Source organism: Bacteroides sp. DH3716P, assembly GCF_025914115.1.
Taxonomy (GTDB): Bacteria; Bacteroidota; Bacteroidia; order Bacteroidales; family Bacteroidaceae; genus Bacteroides; species Bacteroides ovatus.
In genome coordinates this window covers 4,951,296-4,968,594 of record NZ_CP083673.1, presented here as the reverse complement: position 1 = coordinate 4,968,594, position 17,299 = coordinate 4,951,296, and the positions used below count along the sequence as shown (strand labels likewise).

Sequence of the window (17,299 nt, the reverse complement as noted above, 5' to 3'; positions counted from 1 at the left end):
TAAATGAAACGTATTGTTTTTTTAGATTACATCCGTGTGTTTGCATGCTTTCTCGTCATCCTTGTTCATGCCAGTGAAAATTTCTACTGTGCTCCCGGAGCCACTGATATGGCAGGTCCGCAGTCTTTTTTGGCAAATGAAGTAGACCGGCTATGGGTATCAGTGTACGACGGTTTTTCACGTATGGCAGTACCCCTGTTCATGATAGTCTCTGCCTTCCTGCTTGCACCGATGAAGGAAGAGCAGTCTATGTGGCAATTCTATCGCCAGCGCTGTCTTCGCATCCTTCCACCGTTTTTCATATTCATGATACTGTACAGCACTCTACCTATGCTGTGGGGACAGATAGACGGAGAAACATCTATGAAGGACTTGTCGCGGATATTCCTGAATTTTCCGACGCTAGCCGGACACTTGTGGTTTATGTATCCTCTGATAAGCCTTTATTTGTTTATCCCAATTATATCCCCATGGTTGAGAAAAGCCACGGCTAAAGAAGAGCGTTTCTTTATAGGGCTGTTCGTGTTGTCAACCTGTATGCCTTATCTCAATCGTTGGTGCGGTGAAGTGTGGGGACAATGTTTCTGGAATGAATACCACATGTTGTGGTACTTCTCCGGTTATTTGGGCTATCTTGTTCTGGCACATTACATTCGTGTACATCTTACCTGGAACCGTTCCAAACGTTTCACTGTAGGAATCATTTTAATGGTAATCGGTGCTGTATGGACTATTTATTCATTCTATGTGCAGGCTATACCCGGCGAACTCCATTCCACACCTGTAATAGAAATAGGATGGGCTTTCTGTACGATTAACTGTGTGCTTCTCACAACGGGTACATTCCTTATGTTTACATGTATCAAACGTCCGCAAGCTCCCAAGTTAGTGACGGAAACATCGAAACTTAGCTATGGTATGTATCTTATGCACATATTCTGGCTCGGACTGTGGGTGACTGTGTTCAAAGATACATTGGCGCTTCCCACTGTTGCCGCTATACCATGTATCGCAGTGGTTACGTTTATCTGTTGTTTGGTAACAACTAAGATAATCTCGTTTATACCGGGCAGTAAATGGATAGTAGGATAAATATCCGGAAACAATAAGATTTTGAATAGATAATCAAGTCTTTTCTGATTTTCTATTCAAAATCTTACTGTTTATAGCCTATTTCCCTCTTAATGTCCTCTTTCTCTTTTCACCTCTTTCACCCCTTTGTAAACTGTTATTTCCCAGTCTCTTACGGGTGAATCCTTCCTCTGTCAGAAGCTTTATGCCGCTTTCATCGGTTTCACCAGATACACATTTCCATATTTGGTATGTTTGCGGGTGACACCTGCCGCAAGCAAAACTTGCGCGAACGTAGCCGGATTACTTCCACGCATGGCAGCGGGGTTATACATTTTCAGTCTTCTGAATATGTCCGAAGCCGAGAGCCGTTCGCTTCCCTCTTCATCATCTTTAGCTATCCGGAAGCAGGCATGAAAGACTTCCTCTGCCGGACACGGATGATAAAAAGCGGCGTTGTGGCGTTGCAGTTCCCGTTCCTCTTCTTTTGTGAACCAGTAGCGGATGCCGGAGAGCAGTTCAGCTTTCAGTTGGGCATAGATCTGATCGTGCATGATACCTTCGCAGTCGATCAAATGTTCTGCTTCAATGCAGATGAATCGCCGGCTACCGGTGGGATCGGTGAGCAAGTCAAAACGGTTGCTTGTACCGATGAAAGAAGCGATGCGCGGCAAGTTGCGGAAATTCTTTTGATAAGCTTTGCAGATATTCAGGTTTGCCATTTGCATCAGATTCTTCAATAATGGCATTTGCTGCGTTCCGTATTTGTCAAATTCATCCATGTTCAGAAGTCCCATTTCGGCAAGTAACCTTTCGGGTTTTCCTTGTGCAGACAGTTTCAGGTTGTCCATGTAATAACGTGACAGTGCCGGCGGCATCAGTGCCTTGCAAAATGTGGATTTTTGTCGTCCCTGCTCGCTGCTGACAAGTATGGGGGCTACGCTGTTGGCATGTATTCCCGTCATGCCTAACCATTGGGCGGTGAGTCCCAGCATCCAGGTATGGAAGCTTTTTATCCAGAGCTGATTGTCAGAGACACGCTGCGCCAAAGCTTCCAGTCTGTCTGTCCCATCCCAGCCGGGCAGTTCCTCCATGTAAAGCCGGAAAGGATGGTATTTAGGAATACAAGTGGAATAAATGTAACGGCTCAAGTCTTTATCCCAGCAGGATATGCCCTGGTCGTGTGCTTCCATGCAGAAAGTGTTCAGTTCCCGCTTACTTACAGGTTCGAAAGGAACGGCACGCTTGTTGGCAGGACGATATTCCGTTTCTTCCGTCAATAGGTTGTAACGAAAATCATACTGTTTTTGCAGGAATGTACGTACCTCTTGGGTTAATCGGACCGGTTGTTTTCGTTCTGTCTCTTTCTCCCTTCCAGTAGGCGGTGCTGTGTCCGGCAGGGGAACGGTATATTTATCTTCATGACATTTTAGCGTTTTCTGTGGCTCTTTGTCTGTTTTCTCAACTGCATCTTCTTTGTTTTCCTTCATTTGAAACAATTTTAGTTCCTTCAATACCTGTCTCCATATCAATGTTATTGCATTCATTGTTTTTTCTATTTTTAAGTGATTAAAATCGGTTTATTGTTCAGCACTGATACTGCGAATGTACTATAGGATGATACCGGTTTGCAAGTGTTTCTCCGGAAAAAATATAAATTTCTACTTGACTGAAGAAGGCGGCTTCTTATCGTCCTTTTCTCTATTTTTTATCGTATCTTTGACGAAGAGTTATTGTTGATTCACTTTCGTGGTTTAATCAAATGACAAAAGTGATCTACTTGGATAACAACTGTGATTTAAATGAACCACGGTAGTGGTTTGATGATAAACTTAAAGTTTTTACATGAAATATATTCACTATCAAAACGTTAACTACTAATGGCTATACTTTACGATTGGTATGAGAATCCCGGTGAGTCCGATGATTCGGAAGAGAAAGGTTTGCATCCCCGCATTTTTTTGAATGGTAAGGTGGGAACGGATAAACTGTGCCGGATGATTCACGGACGCAGTTCGCTTTCTGTAGGTGATGTAAAAAATGCGTTCGAGATGCTTGCCCAAATTTGTGGTGAAGAACTACGTGAAGGACGCGAGGTACATATCGAGGGGCTAGGCTATTTTGCCCCTATTTTGAGGAGCACGCAAAAGGTGACCCGCAGTACTAAAAACAAATGGTCGAAGATGGAACTGAAAACAATCGGTTTCCGTCCGGATGCTCGCCTGCGGGGTGAATTGGTAGGTGCCAAAGCCAGCCGGAGTAAGTATGCGCGCCATTCGGAGTCTTTGTCGGAGGTGGAGATAGATATGCGGCTGAAGGAATATTTCGCCGATCATGACGTAATGCTTCGTTATGATTTTCAGGAAGTATGCTGCATGACACGGACTACGGCGAATCGTCATCTCCGGCGATTGCTGGAAGAAGGTAAATTGCGAAATATCGGCAAACGTATGCAGCCGATTTATGTGGCTGCAGCGGGTTATTACGGGGTATCTCGTGATGTGCTCCGGCGGTAAATGGAAACGATTTGAGTAAGCGTCGATTTGAAGTGTGTCGGTGAAAATGGTGAAAGCGTGATAGAAGGGCTTTTGCATGGTCGCTTTCACCCGCTTTCCTGCTCTGGATGGAGGTTTCGGGAAGAAGGTGAAAGTGGTGAAAGATGTAGTCTTATAGATGATTTACTTTCATTATTTGATTGAATAGTAAGGCTTTTTTAGTTATCTGTTAAATTGATAATATATCTGCTTAGAGGGGATTATTTAATAGCATCGAACTTCAGTGTCCCGTTTACGTCGATAATTTTCAAAGTACGGTTACCCTTTATTCCCATATCAATGAAATTGACCTTGTATAAACCATTTCCCAATGCAGTTACTGATGTTACTTTAGATATGTCGCTTGGTCCGTCTTGCATACCTGTTCGGAAGTTCCATATCGCATATCCTTCGCTGTCATACTCGTAGTTATCTTTCAGCTGCTTTTGCAATTTGGCTGTACAATGCTTTTTTACTGCCGGAACATAATTCTTTGCTCCAAAAACGTAGTTTGCGTAGAAATCTTTGATGAACTGAATGGTTTTGGTATTGTCCACTTTAGGTGATTGTAGAATAATGGCAGTCCCATTGGCGAGAACAGCCTCATTGTCGAGACAACAAGCTTGAATTTGTATGGGTTGTAGGGCAAATCCTAGATGAATGATATATAAAAATAAAATCTTTTTCATATTCGTATATTATGTATTTTGAAAGTCTTATTTAGATTTAGCGACCTATTGCAAAGATAGCGTTAATTACGAAAAATGAACGAAGTATGTGAGAAAAAGATAATAATATCATATCAAAAGATGAAATGAATTGTCCAAAGCCATTTTGATAAGAGAGGGGAATGAATGTTATAATTAGCGATGAATAGGGGATATTTCGTTTATCTATACATTGCAGGGCAGCCGGATAGTAGCCTCATTGATTGTACTATTCTATTAAATGATATAGATTTAATGTGTATCTTTGTAAAAAATGCAAAATAAAACATGGAATCAAAATAAATGAAATTAGATAATTATGAAAAACATTTTCCTTCCTAAAGTAACGATGTGTATAATTGCACTGTTTACTTTAATTTTACCAGCTTCTGCACAAAATACAAATGCGACAGATGAGTACAAAGAAACGTTGAAGAAAATCATGGATTTTTCTGGTACTTCGACTACTACGGATGACTTTCTCCAGAGATTATCATCTATAATGAAATTGAATGCGCCGAAAAAGGATGAGGCTTATTGGAATGAGTTCTCTAAAAACTGGAAAGAGAAAGTAGAGAATAAGGTGTTTGAAATGTATATGCCTGTTTATGAGAAGCATTTAACATTGGAAGAATTAAAAGCTGTTGCTGCATTTTATGAATCTCCCGTAGGTAAAAAATATAAAGAGGCTTCATTGATTGTTATGCGTGAGACAACGCCGTTGTTAGTGCAGCAACTCCATACAGAGATGTCCAAAGAGGTAATGCCGGAGAAAAGTGAACGAGTAAAAAGAGGTGAACAGCGGTTGAAAGAATATGAGCAAAAGCAGAAGCGTGATAAAGAATTATATGCACAAGCCTATATGCTTCCAAGCGATAGTATAGTTATAGTTCCTGAAGAAGTGTATGAGAAAGCGTATGAAAATGGGATGTCTACAAGTCCTTCTTTATATTCGATTGAAAGGAGAAAGAATGATACTAAAGTGACATTCATACAACCTATTTATTGGGATTGGCAATGGTTGTATTATAGTCCGGGATTTAAGATTATCGATAAGAAAAGTGGCGATGAGTATAATGTGCGGGGATATGATGGTGGAGCTCCGATAGGGAGGCTGTTGGCTGTCAAAGGATTTAATCATAAATATATTTATATCAGTCTTTTATTCCCGAAACTGAAGAAGAGTGTGAAAGAAATAGATATTCTTGAGTTGCCACACAAAAAAGATAAAGAACAGTTGCCTTCTAATGATGATGGAAAGTCTAAATCATATTTTAATATAAAGGTGAAAGATTATCAGACCATTTCCGATAAGAAAAATAAGAAGATCTATTATTAGTTTAAATGATTATCAGAATTTGAAATGATAATAGCAGGTATTGAACATGAGTGTTTACTGTTTTTGATATAAATTTATTCTATATGAGAAATCGAATTATGATTTTATGCACTTTTTGTGCTATTGCTATATTTTCTTCTGCCCAAGAGAAATTCTCTATCCAAGGTATTGCTAATGAGGAATTGAATAATCAGTTGTTGTATTTGTGTCTGATGGATGATGGAGAAAAAGCCAAAGAAGTCGTTCTCGACAGTGCAAAAGTGAAAAAGGGAAAGTTCTCTTTTTCTGGTGTACGTCAGACACCGAATATTGCACTTATTAAGGATAGGGATGGAGAAACTTATCCGTTGATTCTCGAAAAAGGAAAGATTGTGATCAATCTTACCACGAGGACCGTAGGAGGTACGCCGCTGAATGATACTTTGGATGTGGCTTGGAAAGGAATGCAGTCGGTGATAAATAATAACAAACAAATAGTGAAAAGTAATATTTCACTTGTCATGAGCCAAAAATCCGGAGAGAGTTTTAGAGAAGCACTGAAACGGGATACTGCATTTGCTGCAATATGGCGGAGAAATGTGGAGATAGATTTGGCACAGAGGGATTCGATTCGCGCTTTTGTAGAAGAACACCAAAACAGTTTGGTGGGAGTATTTCTGTTATCTTTAAAAGAAGTGTCTATATATCACAGTCTATTGGAAGATATGATGAGCGAGGCTTCTTCTGTGTTTGCGCAGCATGTATTGGTGAAAGATAAATTAGAAAAAATGAGGCAAATGGCCCGGCGTTTTGAGGCCGAGCGTGAAAAGAAAATGACTCCGGAGGAGCGTGAAGAACAAAAGAAACGGCAGGCAATGGACGCTAAGATAAAGATTGGCGAACGTTTTCCGAACGCTAAGGTGAAAGACAATGCTGGAGAGATAAAACAGTTGTCCGACTATGTAGGTAAGGGGAAGTATGTGTTAATAGACTTTTGGGCTTCATGGTGCGGTCCGTGCCGGAATGAAATGCCCAATGTGAAAGCTGCTTATGAGAAATATGCTTCTAAGGGATTTGAGGTGATTAGTATCTCTATAGATAAGAAACAGAAAGCTTGGAGGACTGCTATTGAAGAACTCGGAATGAACTGGACACAAGTATTGAATGTGGATGCTGCTGATGTATATGGTATTTATGCAATACCCAAAACTTTTCTTGTAGATCCGGAGGGCATTGTTGTTGCAAAAGATTTAAGAAGTAAGAAGCTGGAAAAGACATTGTTTAATCTGTTGGAATGATTGTTGTATTATAGTATCGTGATTTGCTAATCTGGATGAATTTGTTCGTATTGGTGGACAATTCATACCTGCCGTGACAGTTATATCGGATTTCTTACAGCAAGTATGAATAGCTATGGCTTAAATCAGAAGCCCGTCCAATAGCTCTAAATAAAGTCCAATAGCTTCTTCTATTTCTTTTAACATGATATATTCTTCTGCCGTGTGTGAGCGTGACGAACGGCCCGGACCTATTTTCACTGATGGAAAGGACATTAGTGCCTGGTCGGACAATGTTGGAGAACCAAAAGGAACGCGTCCTAGCTTCACAGCTTTTTGAACAAACGGATGTTTCTCGTCGATTCGTGAAGAATTGAGACGGAATGAACGAGCTTGGGCTTCACAGGAAATATGCTTTTTGATTTCAGCAAACAATTCTTCATTTGAGTAAAGCTCGTTACTCCGGACATCGACGATGAAAGTACATTTATCGGGAATCACATTGTGTTGTGTACCGGCATTGATAACAGTGACACTCATCTTCACGGGACCCAACAAGGGTGATTCTTTCTCAAAACGATAGTCACGGAACCAAGCTATGTCGTCTAACACCTTGTAAATTGCATTGTCTCCTTCGTTACGTGCTGCGTGGCCTGCTTTACCTGTTGCGGTCACATCTAGTACCATTAATCCCTTCTCGGCAATGGCAGGTTGCATTTCTGTAGGTTCTCCTACGATAGCGAATGAGACTGGAGGAAGTCCCGGCAATACACTTTCAATTCCGTTTTTTCCTGAGACTTCTTCTTCACAAGAGGCTAGATAAATCAGATTGTATTTTTGCGAAGTACGACATAGTTGCAGGAACACCTGTAATAACGAAACAACGCTGGCACCGGCATCGTTACTTCCTAATCCATATAACTTACCGTTTTCTTCACGTGGAGTGAACGGATCTTTCCGCCAACCGTTAACCGGTTTCACTGTGTCTATGTGGGAGTTAAGTAAAATAGTCGGCTTCTTCAGATCAAACATCGGACTAAAGCACCACACATTATTTCCTTTACGTCCCGTCTGCATACCTGCCATTTCAATATAGTTTTGCAGGAAATCCGCAGCCTGGGTTTCTTCCCGACTGATTGAAGGAATACTAATCAGTGATTTAAGCAGGCTTACAGCCTCTGTTGTCATATACGGAATATCATATTTCATAGTGCAAATCTTTTATCTATACCTTAATCTTTGCACAAAGATAGTCGTTTTGCACAGTTGTTTCAAATAAAAATAATGAATTAATTCTTATCTATTGATTATTAGTTGCTTAGGTCCGGAAAACTATTGAAATCTTTCTTTTTTTGATTCTTTTCTTATGAAAAAGGTTGTTGATAAATTATTTAATAATTAACTTTGTTGAAGGGTTTTATATTTTACTTGTTAATCTTAATGGATATACATGATGATTATCACACGAATGGAAGATAAAGTTCTTCGTTTTAAAAAGTTTTTTGATCTGAATTTCCCCAAAGTAAAAACTTTCGCATGGCAATTGTTAAAATCAGAAGAAGATGCAGAAGATATAGCTCAAGATATATTTGTTAAGCTATGGGAGAAACCGGATTTATGGTTAGAACGTGAAAAATTGGATAGTTATTTATATACAGTTGTACGAAACCATATCTATAATTTTTTGAAGCATAAGGCTGTTGAATATGACTACTTGGATGTTGCAGCAGAAAAAATGCGAATGGCGGAACTGGGATTGCCTACGCCGGATGATGAATTTTGTGCTCATGAACTTGAGCTTTTTGTTCAGATGGCTCTTGAACGCATGCCGGAACAGCGCAGGCGTGTTTTTTTAATGAGCAGAGAGGAAGGGATGACTTCACCGGAAATTGCTGAGAAGTTGAATGTTTCGGTTCGTACAGTTGAGCAACATATCTATAAAGCCCTTCAAGATCTAAAAAAAATCATTTTATTTTTATTTTTTTTCTATTTAGACTAAGTATGTATGTCTGGCAAGTTGTCTCTTATATGTAACACTTGATTTGGTATAGATGAAAAGTAAATTGGAAAAACAGCTACGCTCTTTTATTGACTTTGATTATTCAAAGCGGACAATCGACAGATTTCATCGTTGGATGATTAGTCCTGATTCTGCAGAAGAGAAAGAAATGGCGCTTCATAATTTATGGTTTAAGACGAAAGGAAAGTTTGGACACGGTATGGAGCATTCGTTTCAGCAGGTATTGGATAAAATCGGCATTGAATATACTCCAATGGTTACAAATGTAAATCGTTGGAAGTTGTGGAAATCTGTTGCGGCAGCTGCTGTTATCGTCATTCTGTCTGTGACAACTACTTTGTGGGTAAGTTATAATCATTTTGACAGGGACAATATCGCAATGGTGGAACATTATGTGAATAATGGGGCCAGAGAGACAATCAGTCTTCCGGACGGAACTACCGTATGTCTGAATTCTGGTTCATATGTATTTTATCCTGAAAATCTGGAGGGCAAGACCCGAACGGTTTATCTGATGGGAGAAGCCGAATTTAAAGTGGCAAAAAATCCGGAGAAACCTTTCATTGTGCGATCATCAAATATGGCAATAACTGCCTTGGGAACAGAGTTTAATGTGAAAGCTTATCCGGAAGAAGATATAATAACCACTTCTTTGATCGAAGGGAAAGTACGAGTGGACTGTAATGATACGATTAGTTATGTTTTAACTCCCGGATATCAGGTTGTGTATAATAAATGTACAGCTGACTGCCAAGTGCTGACTGCCAACATGAAAGATGTAACGGCATGGCAACGAGGGGAAATTGTATTTAATAAAGCCACAATTGCTGAAATTATACAGACATTGGAGCGTCATTTTGGAATTATGTTTTATGTTTCTACGAAGAAACGTAATCAGGATCGCTACAACTTTGTGTTTAAAGAAAATGCAGGGCTGGAAGAAGTTTTGGAAGTGATGCAAGTGGTTGTCGGCCAATTTGATTATCGTTTGAAAGACAATGCCTGCCATATAATTTGGTAATGAATATTTTTCTTATTATTTAACGCTCAATTTACTCCGCCTATGTAGAAAAATATCCGGAGAAGGCCCCACCTACTCCGGATATGAAATAAGTTTAGTATTAAAATGGTGTAAAAAATAGTTTACTACCTTTGTTTGACTTGAGAAAATATTATGATTTTAACACTAAAACGCTGCTAAGATATGAATTTATATCTGAAAAACATTAGAAAAAGTATATTAATAATTTGTCTGCTATTAGTAGGGTCAGCGATTTATGCTCAGAATAGTAGTAAAATAACAATAAAAAGAAAAAATATTTCACTACAGGAAGCATTGGCTGAAGTCAGGAAGTTAACCCACATGTCTATTTCTTATAATGATTCTCAACTTCCTGTGAATAGAATATCTTTAGATATTGAAAAACAACCTTTGGAGCAAGCTTTGAAAGTAATTCTTAAAGGAACAGGTTTTACATATTTGATAAAAGATAATTATATAATGATTGTGCCGGAACAAAATATCAAAAAGGCTAAAAGCAGAAATATATCCGGCAATGTTGTAGATGCGAAAGGAGAACCGTTAATCGGAGTTACAGTGATTGAAAAAGGAACAACTAACGGTGCGGTGACCGATTTGGATGGCAATTATAAAATAACAACTAAGACTGCAACGCCTGTTCTTGTTTTTTCATACGTAGGTTATCAGACAAAAGAGACTCATGCTACAGAAAATATTGTCAATATTGTTTTGGAGGATGGAGCTCAGGAACTGGGGGAAGTGGTCGTTACGGCTTTAGGAATTAAGCGTTCAGAGAAAGCATTAAGTTATAATGTTCAGAAAGTGGGCAATGATGCTGTCACTACTGTGAAGAGTGCCAATTTCATGAATTCATTGTCCGGTAAGGTTGCAGGAGTGAATATCAATGCTTCCTCAGCTGGTATGGGCGGCGCTGCCCGTGTGGTGATGCGTGGTCCGAAGTCTATCAGCCAAAGTAATCAGGCTCTTTATGTTATTGATGGTATTCCTGTGACTGGTAGAAGCCAGGGAGAATTGAAGGGGGATGCAATGATGTATGCGAATCAGCCGGGGACAGAAAGTATTGCGGATGTCAATCCGGAAGATATCGAGTCTATTTCGGTGCTTAGCGGACCGGCTGCTGCCGCTCTTTACGGTTCGGCTGCTGCTCAGGGAGTGGTTATGATTACTACTAAGAAGGGGCAAGAAGGAAAAGTGTCCGTCACGATTTCTAATAGTTCACAGTTTGCCAATCCATTTGTAATGCCAAAGTTTCAGGACCAATATGTGAATCGTCCGGGGGAGATAAAAACTTGGGGAGATAAAGCTACTTCGGAATTCGGTACTTATGAACCGGCTGATTTCTTTAATACGGGTACTAATATTCAAAACAATATTTCACTGACAGCAGGTACTAGCAAGAATCAGACATATCTTTCTGTGGGTACGACGAATGCACAAGGGATTATTCCTAATAACTCATATGATCGGTATAATTTTACGTTTCGTAATACCACCTCATTCTTGAATGATAAGATGACTTGTGATTTTAACTTTAATTATATTCGTGAGAAAGATAAAAATCTGATGGCTCAAGGTCAGTGGTTTAACCCTTTGACTTCTCTTTATCTTTTCCCGAGGGGAGAAAGTTTTGATGCAATCCGTACATTTGAGGTATATGATCCTGTTCGTAAGATATATGTGCAAAATTGGAACTATGGAGATGCTCTTAAGATGCAGAATCCTTATTGGGTGGCAAACCGTATGAATCGCACTAATGACCGGAATCGTTATATGGTGAGTGCCAGCCTGAAATATGAAATATTAGACTGGCTGAATGTTACCGGGCGTTTGCGCTGGGATGATGCTGCCACTAAGCAGGAAGATAAACGGTATGCCTCTACATTAAAGTTGTTTGCACCTTCCGATTACGGTTTTTATGGCTATGATAAGATTAATGATCAGACATTGTATGGAGACTTGATGCTTAATATCAATAAGACATTAGGGGAGAATTTTAGCATTTCTTCTAATATGGGTGCTTCATTTTCCCGTTTGAAATATGATGTTACCGGTTTTCAGGGAGGTCTGAAAGCTCCTTCTAATGTGTTTACACCGAATGCTATAGATTATGGAAACGCAACCAATGACAATCGTCCTATTTTTGAGAGCTACAAACATTATATCAATTCAATGTTTATCAGTGCCGAGTTGGGGTATAGAAGTATGCTTTACTTGACTCTGACCGGTCGTAATGATTGGGACTCAGCTTTGCATGGAACCGCACAAACATCATTCTTCTATCCTTCTGTAGGGGTATCTGCGGTTATTTCGGAAATGGCGAAGATGCCACAAATGATTAATTATTTGAAAGTACGTGCTTCGTGGGCGTCTGTCGGTTCGGCTATTGAGCCTAATCTGTCATCGGCATGGAGGTATGAATATAATCCCGCTTTGGGAACTTATAAAACAGTAACTTACAAATTTCCGAAGAAATTTTATCCGGAACGTACGGATTCATGGGAGGCAGGTGTCACTGCACGCTTGTTTGGAAATGCTTTGTCTGTTGACTTGACTGTTTACCAATCCAATACACGCAAACAGACATTGTTGCGGGATGTTACGTCTGGAGCTGCAGGTTTTAATAAGGAATATATTCAAACAGGTAATATCAGGAATCGTGGATTGGAATTATCGGTGGGATATACTAAATCCTGGGCGGATTTTACATGGAGCTCTTCATTGGCTTACAGTATGAACCGTAACAAAATAGTAGAACTGTTGGAGAATCCTAACGAGGTGGTAAGGCAGGCAGGACTTAGTGGTTGCGGAGTAGTCCTGAAAAAAGGTGGCGGTATGGGCGATATTTATACATATACTGACTTTAAGCGTGATGCTGAGGGGAATATCGCTCTTGATTCCAACGGGAATGTGATGCAGACCAACTTGTCCAATCCACAATACCGGGGTTCGGTATTGCCTAAAGGCAATCTTGGTTTTTCAAATGATTTTTCATGGAAAGGTGTGAATCTGGGATTTGTCCTGACTGCGCGCCTGGGAGGTATATGTATGTCACAGACACAGGCTATTCTGGATGAGTATGGCGTTTCAGCGGTGAGTGCTGAAGCACGAAATAATGGTGGTATAGCAGTAAATACCGGAAAAATCTCAGCCGAAGGATATTATGCGGTAGTAGGTGGAGACAACCCTATATGGTCCGAATATATTTACAGTGCGACCAATGTACGTTTACAGGAAGCTCATATTAGCTATACTTTACCTAGAAAATGGTTGAAGAGTAAAGAACTGACCTTGGGAGTGACTGCCAATAATCTGTTTATGATATACAGGAAGGCTCCGTTTGATCCGGAATCAACTGCGTCAACAGGGACTTATTATCAAGGGTTTGATTATTTTATGCAACCAAGTTTGCGTACCCTGGGATTCAACATCAAATTGAAACTTTGATATTAACTTAAAAAAAAGAAAGATGATGAAGAAAATAAATATAGTGAGAAGTTGGTTGATCGGTTCATTTGTTCTATTCGGGATTACCTCTTGTACTGCGGGGTTTGAGGATGCTAACCGTCCGGGACATGAGACTTCGTTGGAAGAGCTTGGACGAGACGACTATGCGGTTTCCTCTTTTATCACAGAGTTGCAGAACTTTGCTTTTCCTGAACAGGAGAATACTTATCAAAATACGGAAGATCTTATTGGTAATTATTTGGGGCGTTACATGACTTATGTGAAGCCGGATTTTTCGGTGAAGAATTATACTTGTTTTAATGCATCGGACGATTGGAAAATCGTACCGTGGCGGGATGTGTTTGCCAAAGCGACGTCTTCATTTAATGCTGTGGCTGTCCTCACACAAGAAGAGGGCCCCATGTATGCATTGGCATTAATTTTACGTGCGCAGTTAATGTTGCGTTTTACTGATACATACGGTCCTCTTCCTATTGGGGTGGAAGAAGATGCCAATGCTTATTCTTCTCAAGAGAAAGTGTATAGCCATCTCATAGAGACTCTGGATAAAGCAATTTCCATCATAACTCCTTTGGTGGAGACGAATCCGGGATTGGTTTTGAAAGCGGATGCGGATAAGGTGTATGGAGGTAAAATGAATCAATGGTGTAAATTTGCAAACTCGTTGAAGTTGCGTATGGCCATCCGCATGCGATTTGTCAATCAGGATGAAGCTCAGCGAATTGCTGTGGAAGCGTATAAAGCGGGAGTTATTGAACAGAACGAGGACAATTGCGCTATAACATATATTCCCAATGGACAGTATAAGACTTCTGTCGACTGGGGAGACAGTCGTGCCTGTGCCGATTTGGAAAGTTATATGAATGGTTTTGGCGACCCGCGTATTTATCAGTATTTTAAAAATACGGAAGAATATGGTAGACGTTCGGTTGTGGGTTGCCGTGCAGGTGCCAACGTGACCAATAAGGACCTTGCTATGAAAAAATATTCTGCTGCCAATATTGAGGAAGACTCAAGGGGAATGTGGATGACGGCTGCCGAGATGACATTTTGCCGGGCTGAAGGTGCGATGTTAGGTTGGGATATGGGAGGAACTCCCGGTGCGCTTTATAATCAGGCGGTTCGTTTGTCGTTTGAACAATGGGGGGTGGCCGGCCAGGAATATTACTACTTGGAAAATTCGGAAAACACACAAGAGTATTATTATGATGCTGCGGATGGATATGGAGGCAATCATGCACCTGTCAGTACAATCACGGTGAAGTGGGATGATAATGATTCCCCCGAAAGAAAAATGGAAAGGCTGATTGTACAGAAATGGATTGCTTTGTTTCCTGATGGTCAGGAAGGATGGAATGAAATACGTCGTACCGGTTATCCTTGCGTATTTCCTGTGGCTCAGTCCACCAATGGATACGATCTGGATGTGCCGAATCGTATTCCGTTTGATCCGAGAGAGATGAATGGCAATAATCAGGAAAATTATCGGAAAGCTGTTGAAATGTTAGGCGGGAAAGATGATTATGCTGCAAGGATGTGGTGGCAAAATGGCGGTAACAAGTAAGAAATCTAAATGTAAAAAACTATAAAAATGAAACGATTATATAAATATTTCTTTGGAATTTTAGGAATATCATTTGCTTTGACGGCCTGTGATGATTGGTTGGATACGGAAATTAAAGATCCTGCGAATCTGACTATATCTAATAAGGATGAGGCTTATTATGCCCGTCTGCGTGAATATAAAAAGAGTGACCATCCGGTTGCGTTCGGATGGTATGGTAACTGGACGGGAACCGGTGCTTCTTATGAGAATTCCTTAAAAGGATTGCCGGATAGTGTAGATTTTGTGTCATTGTGGGGAAACTGGAAGAATCCGTCACCTGCTATGATGGAAGATTTACGTTATGTGCAAGAAAAAAAGGGAACGAAGGTATTGTTCTGTTTCTTGGTGCTTGATATTGGCGACCAGATTACACCGCCGATGCCACAGGAGGAAATAAACAATGGTACATCTATAGAAGACTGGAGACATAAGTTCTGGGGGTGGGACTATTCACTGGAGAATCGGTTGGTTGCAGTGGAGAAATATGCGAACGCCTTGTGTGATACGATCGAAAAGTATAATTATGATGGGTTCGATTTCGATGCTGAACCGAATGTACAGCATCCGTTTCCTACCAATAAGGAACTTTGGCAAAATAACGGTCAAGTAATCGCGAAGTTTGTGGAAACGATGTCGAAGAGAGTCGGCCCGAAGTCTGGTACGGGAAAAATGCTGGTTGTGGATGGTGAACCGGATGCACTGCCTGCTGAGCTGTTTCACCATTTTGATTATCTGATTCTGCAAACGTATACAACTTATTATAAGCAAGACAACAGTCGGCTGGATGCTCGCTTCGACAAACAGTATGCCCACTTTAAAGATGTGGCGACAGCTGGAGAGATTGCGAAAAAGATTATTATCTGTGAGAATTTTGAGGATCATGCCAAGACTGGTGGGGCGGCTTTTATACTTCCTGACGGCACGGAGATAAATTCACTTAGTGGTTTTGCTTATTGGAATCCGTCGGTTGGTGGCATACAATATCGCAAAGGCGGTGTAGGAACTTACCATATGGAATATGAGTATAAAGTGAATGCACAAGGGAGCGAAACTTATCCGGCGTTGCGTAAAGCCATACAAATTCAGAATCCAAGTATTAAGTAAATAAAAACGAATAAAAAATGAACAGATATTTATTAAAACAAAATATAATCGGACTATTATTCTTTACATGTCTGTTTGTCGGTTGTGATAATGCCGAATATTCGGTGTTACATAATCAGGCCTATATTTCACAAACTGGTACGAATCCGAATACTGCATTAAAAGTGTTTATTGATCAAGATTTGGTGACAGCCAATTTGAATGTGCGTCTTTCCGATCCGGCAGAGAAAGACTATAACTTTGAGTTTGTGGAAGATGCTGAATTATTGGCAAAGTATAATGAAGTTAATTATACATCCTATAAATTTCTTCCTGCCGAACAGTATAATTTTAAGGGGAAAGAGGCTGTGATAAAGCAGGGGGAGGTTCTTTCGGAATCGTCAGGGTTGGAAATTCTTCCCTTGACGCAGGAAATGAAAGATAGCGGAAATAAATACGCCATTGCTTTGACACTTCAGAGTAAAGATGGTACAACAGAGGTCTTGAAACCCGGAAGTACTATACTTTATTTGCTTGACCCGGCCATTGTGACTTCAGTCCCGGTTTTCAACTCTAGACATAATGTTGCTTTCAGTTTGATTGAAGATTTATCTTTAAGCGAATGGACTTTAGAGTTCTGTGTCAATATGAGCAAACTTGGGAAGAAGGTTGGGGAATTGAATAATCAGGCCCTTTTTGATGGTTCAAGCAGTTTGGGCGAATCGGACGGGCAGATTTATACTCGTTTTGGTGATGCCCCCATTGAAGGAAACCGTTTGCAGATAAAGACGCAAGGCTTACAGATGAACAGTGCAACGTTGTTTGAAGAGGATAAATGGTATCAGATAGCTTGGGTATGTACAAGCAGCAAGTTGTATCTGTATGTTGACGGAAAATTGGATAATTCGATAGATGTACCGGGTAAAGTGACGAATCTCAGTAAAACGAAATGTAAAATCGGAAATACCGAATATTTGAAAGCAGATGTTCAGATGAGTGAATTCCGCTTATGGAAGCGGGCTTTATCTCAGCGGGAAATAGCCAACAACTTGTATGCGACCGATCCTCACTCCAATGCCTTGTTTGCTTATTTTAGATTTTCAACGGTTTAATATAACCGTTTGAAGAATAAACATTTAACTGAGTATTTGAGAAACAGTGGTAACGAGTTAGCAA

13 protein-coding genes are annotated in these 17,299 nt (G+C 40.2%); 10 read left to right on the top strand and 3 right to left on the bottom strand.

The genetic code is table 11. The annotated features are described in order from the left end of the window. The first annotated feature begins 3 nt into the window (after positions 1-3). Positions 4-1,092, top strand: a complete 1,089-nt coding sequence (locus KQP79_RS18730) for an acyltransferase (RefSeq protein WP_015532194.1) — start codon at positions 4-6, stop codon at positions 1,090-1,092. Between the two features lie 182 nt (positions 1,093-1,274). Here KQP79_RS18730 and KQP79_RS18725 read toward each other — a convergent pair whose 3' ends face one another. Further along, on the bottom strand, positions 1,275-2,618 hold the full coding sequence (locus KQP79_RS18725; protein ID WP_009039179.1) for a VapE domain-containing protein: 1,344 nt from the start codon (positions 2,616-2,618) through the stop codon (positions 1,275-1,277). 333 nt (positions 2,619-2,951) lie between these two features. Between KQP79_RS18725 and KQP79_RS18720 the strand changes: the two genes are divergently transcribed. Then, positions 2,952-3,587 (top strand): HU family DNA-binding protein, encoded by a 636-nt coding sequence (locus KQP79_RS18720; protein ID WP_015532195.1) that lies wholly within the window; start codon positions 2,952-2,954, stop codon positions 3,585-3,587. 239 nt (positions 3,588-3,826) lie between these two features. Here the strand turns inward: KQP79_RS18720 and KQP79_RS18715 are convergent, their stop codons facing one another. After that, on the bottom strand, positions 3,827-4,294 hold the full coding sequence (locus KQP79_RS18715; protein WP_015532197.1) for a hypothetical protein: 468 nt from the start codon (positions 4,292-4,294) through the stop codon (positions 3,827-3,829). Positions 4,295-4,631: 337 nt separating this feature from the next. Here KQP79_RS18715 and KQP79_RS18710 point away from each other — a divergent pair, with 337 nt between their 5' ends. Further along, complete coding sequence (locus KQP79_RS18710; protein ID WP_015532198.1) at positions 4,632-5,651, top strand: DUF2059 domain-containing protein; 1,020 nt, start codon at positions 4,632-4,634, stop codon at positions 5,649-5,651. Between the two features lie 83 nt (positions 5,652-5,734). After that, positions 5,735-6,928 (top strand): TlpA disulfide reductase family protein, encoded by a 1,194-nt coding sequence (locus KQP79_RS18705; RefSeq protein WP_008642836.1) that lies wholly within the window; start codon positions 5,735-5,737, stop codon positions 6,926-6,928. A gap of 120 nt (positions 6,929-7,048) precedes the next feature. Here KQP79_RS18705 and KQP79_RS18700 read toward each other — a convergent pair whose 3' ends face one another. Then, positions 7,049-8,116, bottom strand: a complete 1,068-nt coding sequence (locus tag KQP79_RS18700) for a M20 family metallo-hydrolase (protein ID WP_008642838.1) — start codon at positions 8,114-8,116, stop codon at positions 7,049-7,051. 244 nt (positions 8,117-8,360) lie between these two features. Between KQP79_RS18700 and KQP79_RS18695 the strand changes: the two genes are divergently transcribed. The 6 genes from KQP79_RS18695 to KQP79_RS18670 all read left to right on the top strand — a co-directional run bounded on the left by KQP79_RS18695 (position 8,361) and on the right by KQP79_RS18670 (position 17,235). Next, positions 8,361-8,906, top strand: coding sequence for an RNA polymerase sigma-70 factor (locus KQP79_RS18695; RefSeq protein WP_008642840.1), 546 nt, complete (start codon positions 8,361-8,363; stop codon positions 8,904-8,906). A gap of 52 nt (positions 8,907-8,958) precedes the next feature. Next, positions 8,959-9,948, top strand: a complete 990-nt coding sequence (locus KQP79_RS18690; RefSeq protein WP_004309565.1) for a FecR family protein — start codon at positions 8,959-8,961, stop codon at positions 9,946-9,948. Between the two features lie 183 nt (positions 9,949-10,131). Continuing rightward, positions 10,132-13,413: a SusC/RagA family TonB-linked outer membrane protein gene (locus KQP79_RS18685; protein ID WP_004309566.1), complete on the top strand. Its 3,282-nt coding sequence runs from the start codon at positions 10,132-10,134 to the stop codon at positions 13,411-13,413. 25 nt (positions 13,414-13,438) lie between these two features. Continuing rightward, positions 13,439-14,998, top strand: a complete 1,560-nt coding sequence (locus tag KQP79_RS18680; protein ID WP_004313866.1) for a SusD/RagB family nutrient-binding outer membrane lipoprotein — start codon at positions 13,439-13,441, stop codon at positions 14,996-14,998. Positions 14,999-15,025: 27 nt separating this feature from the next. Then, positions 15,026-16,144 carry a glycoside hydrolase family 18 gene (locus KQP79_RS18675; protein ID WP_061447594.1) on the top strand — a complete coding sequence of 373 codons (1,119 nt, stop codon included), beginning with the start codon at positions 15,026-15,028 and terminating at the stop codon, positions 16,142-16,144. Between the two features lie 17 nt (positions 16,145-16,161). After that, positions 16,162-17,235: a DUF1735 and LamG domain-containing protein gene (locus tag KQP79_RS18670; protein ID WP_264386543.1), complete on the top strand. Its 1,074-nt coding sequence runs from the start codon at positions 16,162-16,164 to the stop codon at positions 17,233-17,235. The last annotated feature ends 64 nt before the right edge of the window (positions 17,236-17,299 follow it).

Bases quoted from the DNA above. Each gene is read 5' to 3' on its own strand.
- KQP79_RS18730 (WP_015532194.1), top strand. From the start codon at position 4: ATGAAACGTATTGTTTTTTTAGATTACATCCGTGTGTTTGCATGCTTT.
- KQP79_RS18725 (WP_009039179.1), bottom strand. From the start codon at position 2,618: ATGAATGCAATAACATTGATATGGAGACAGGTATTGAAGGAACTAAAA.
- KQP79_RS18720 (WP_015532195.1), top strand. From the start codon at position 2,952: ATGGCTATACTTTACGATTGGTATGAGAATCCCGGTGAGTCCGATGAT.
- KQP79_RS18715 (WP_015532197.1), bottom strand. From the start codon at position 4,294: ATGAAAAAGATTTTATTTTTATATATCATTCATCTAGGATTTGCCCTA.
- KQP79_RS18710 (WP_015532198.1), top strand. From the start codon at position 4,632: ATGAAAAACATTTTCCTTCCTAAAGTAACGATGTGTATAATTGCACTG.
- KQP79_RS18705 (WP_008642836.1), top strand. From the start codon at position 5,735: ATGAGAAATCGAATTATGATTTTATGCACTTTTTGTGCTATTGCTATA.
- KQP79_RS18700 (WP_008642838.1), bottom strand. From the start codon at position 8,116: ATGAAATATGATATTCCGTATATGACAACAGAGGCTGTAAGCCTGCTT.
- KQP79_RS18695 (WP_008642840.1), top strand. From the start codon at position 8,361: ATGATTATCACACGAATGGAAGATAAAGTTCTTCGTTTTAAAAAGTTT.
- KQP79_RS18690 (WP_004309565.1), top strand. From the start codon at position 8,959: ATGAAAAGTAAATTGGAAAAACAGCTACGCTCTTTTATTGACTTTGAT.
- KQP79_RS18685 (WP_004309566.1), top strand. From the start codon at position 10,132: ATGAATTTATATCTGAAAAACATTAGAAAAAGTATATTAATAATTTGT.
- KQP79_RS18680 (WP_004313866.1), top strand. From the start codon at position 13,439: ATGAAGAAAATAAATATAGTGAGAAGTTGGTTGATCGGTTCATTTGTT.
- KQP79_RS18675 (WP_061447594.1), top strand. From the start codon at position 15,026: ATGAAACGATTATATAAATATTTCTTTGGAATTTTAGGAATATCATTT.
- KQP79_RS18670 (WP_264386543.1), top strand. From the start codon at position 16,162: ATGAACAGATATTTATTAAAACAAAATATAATCGGACTATTATTCTTT.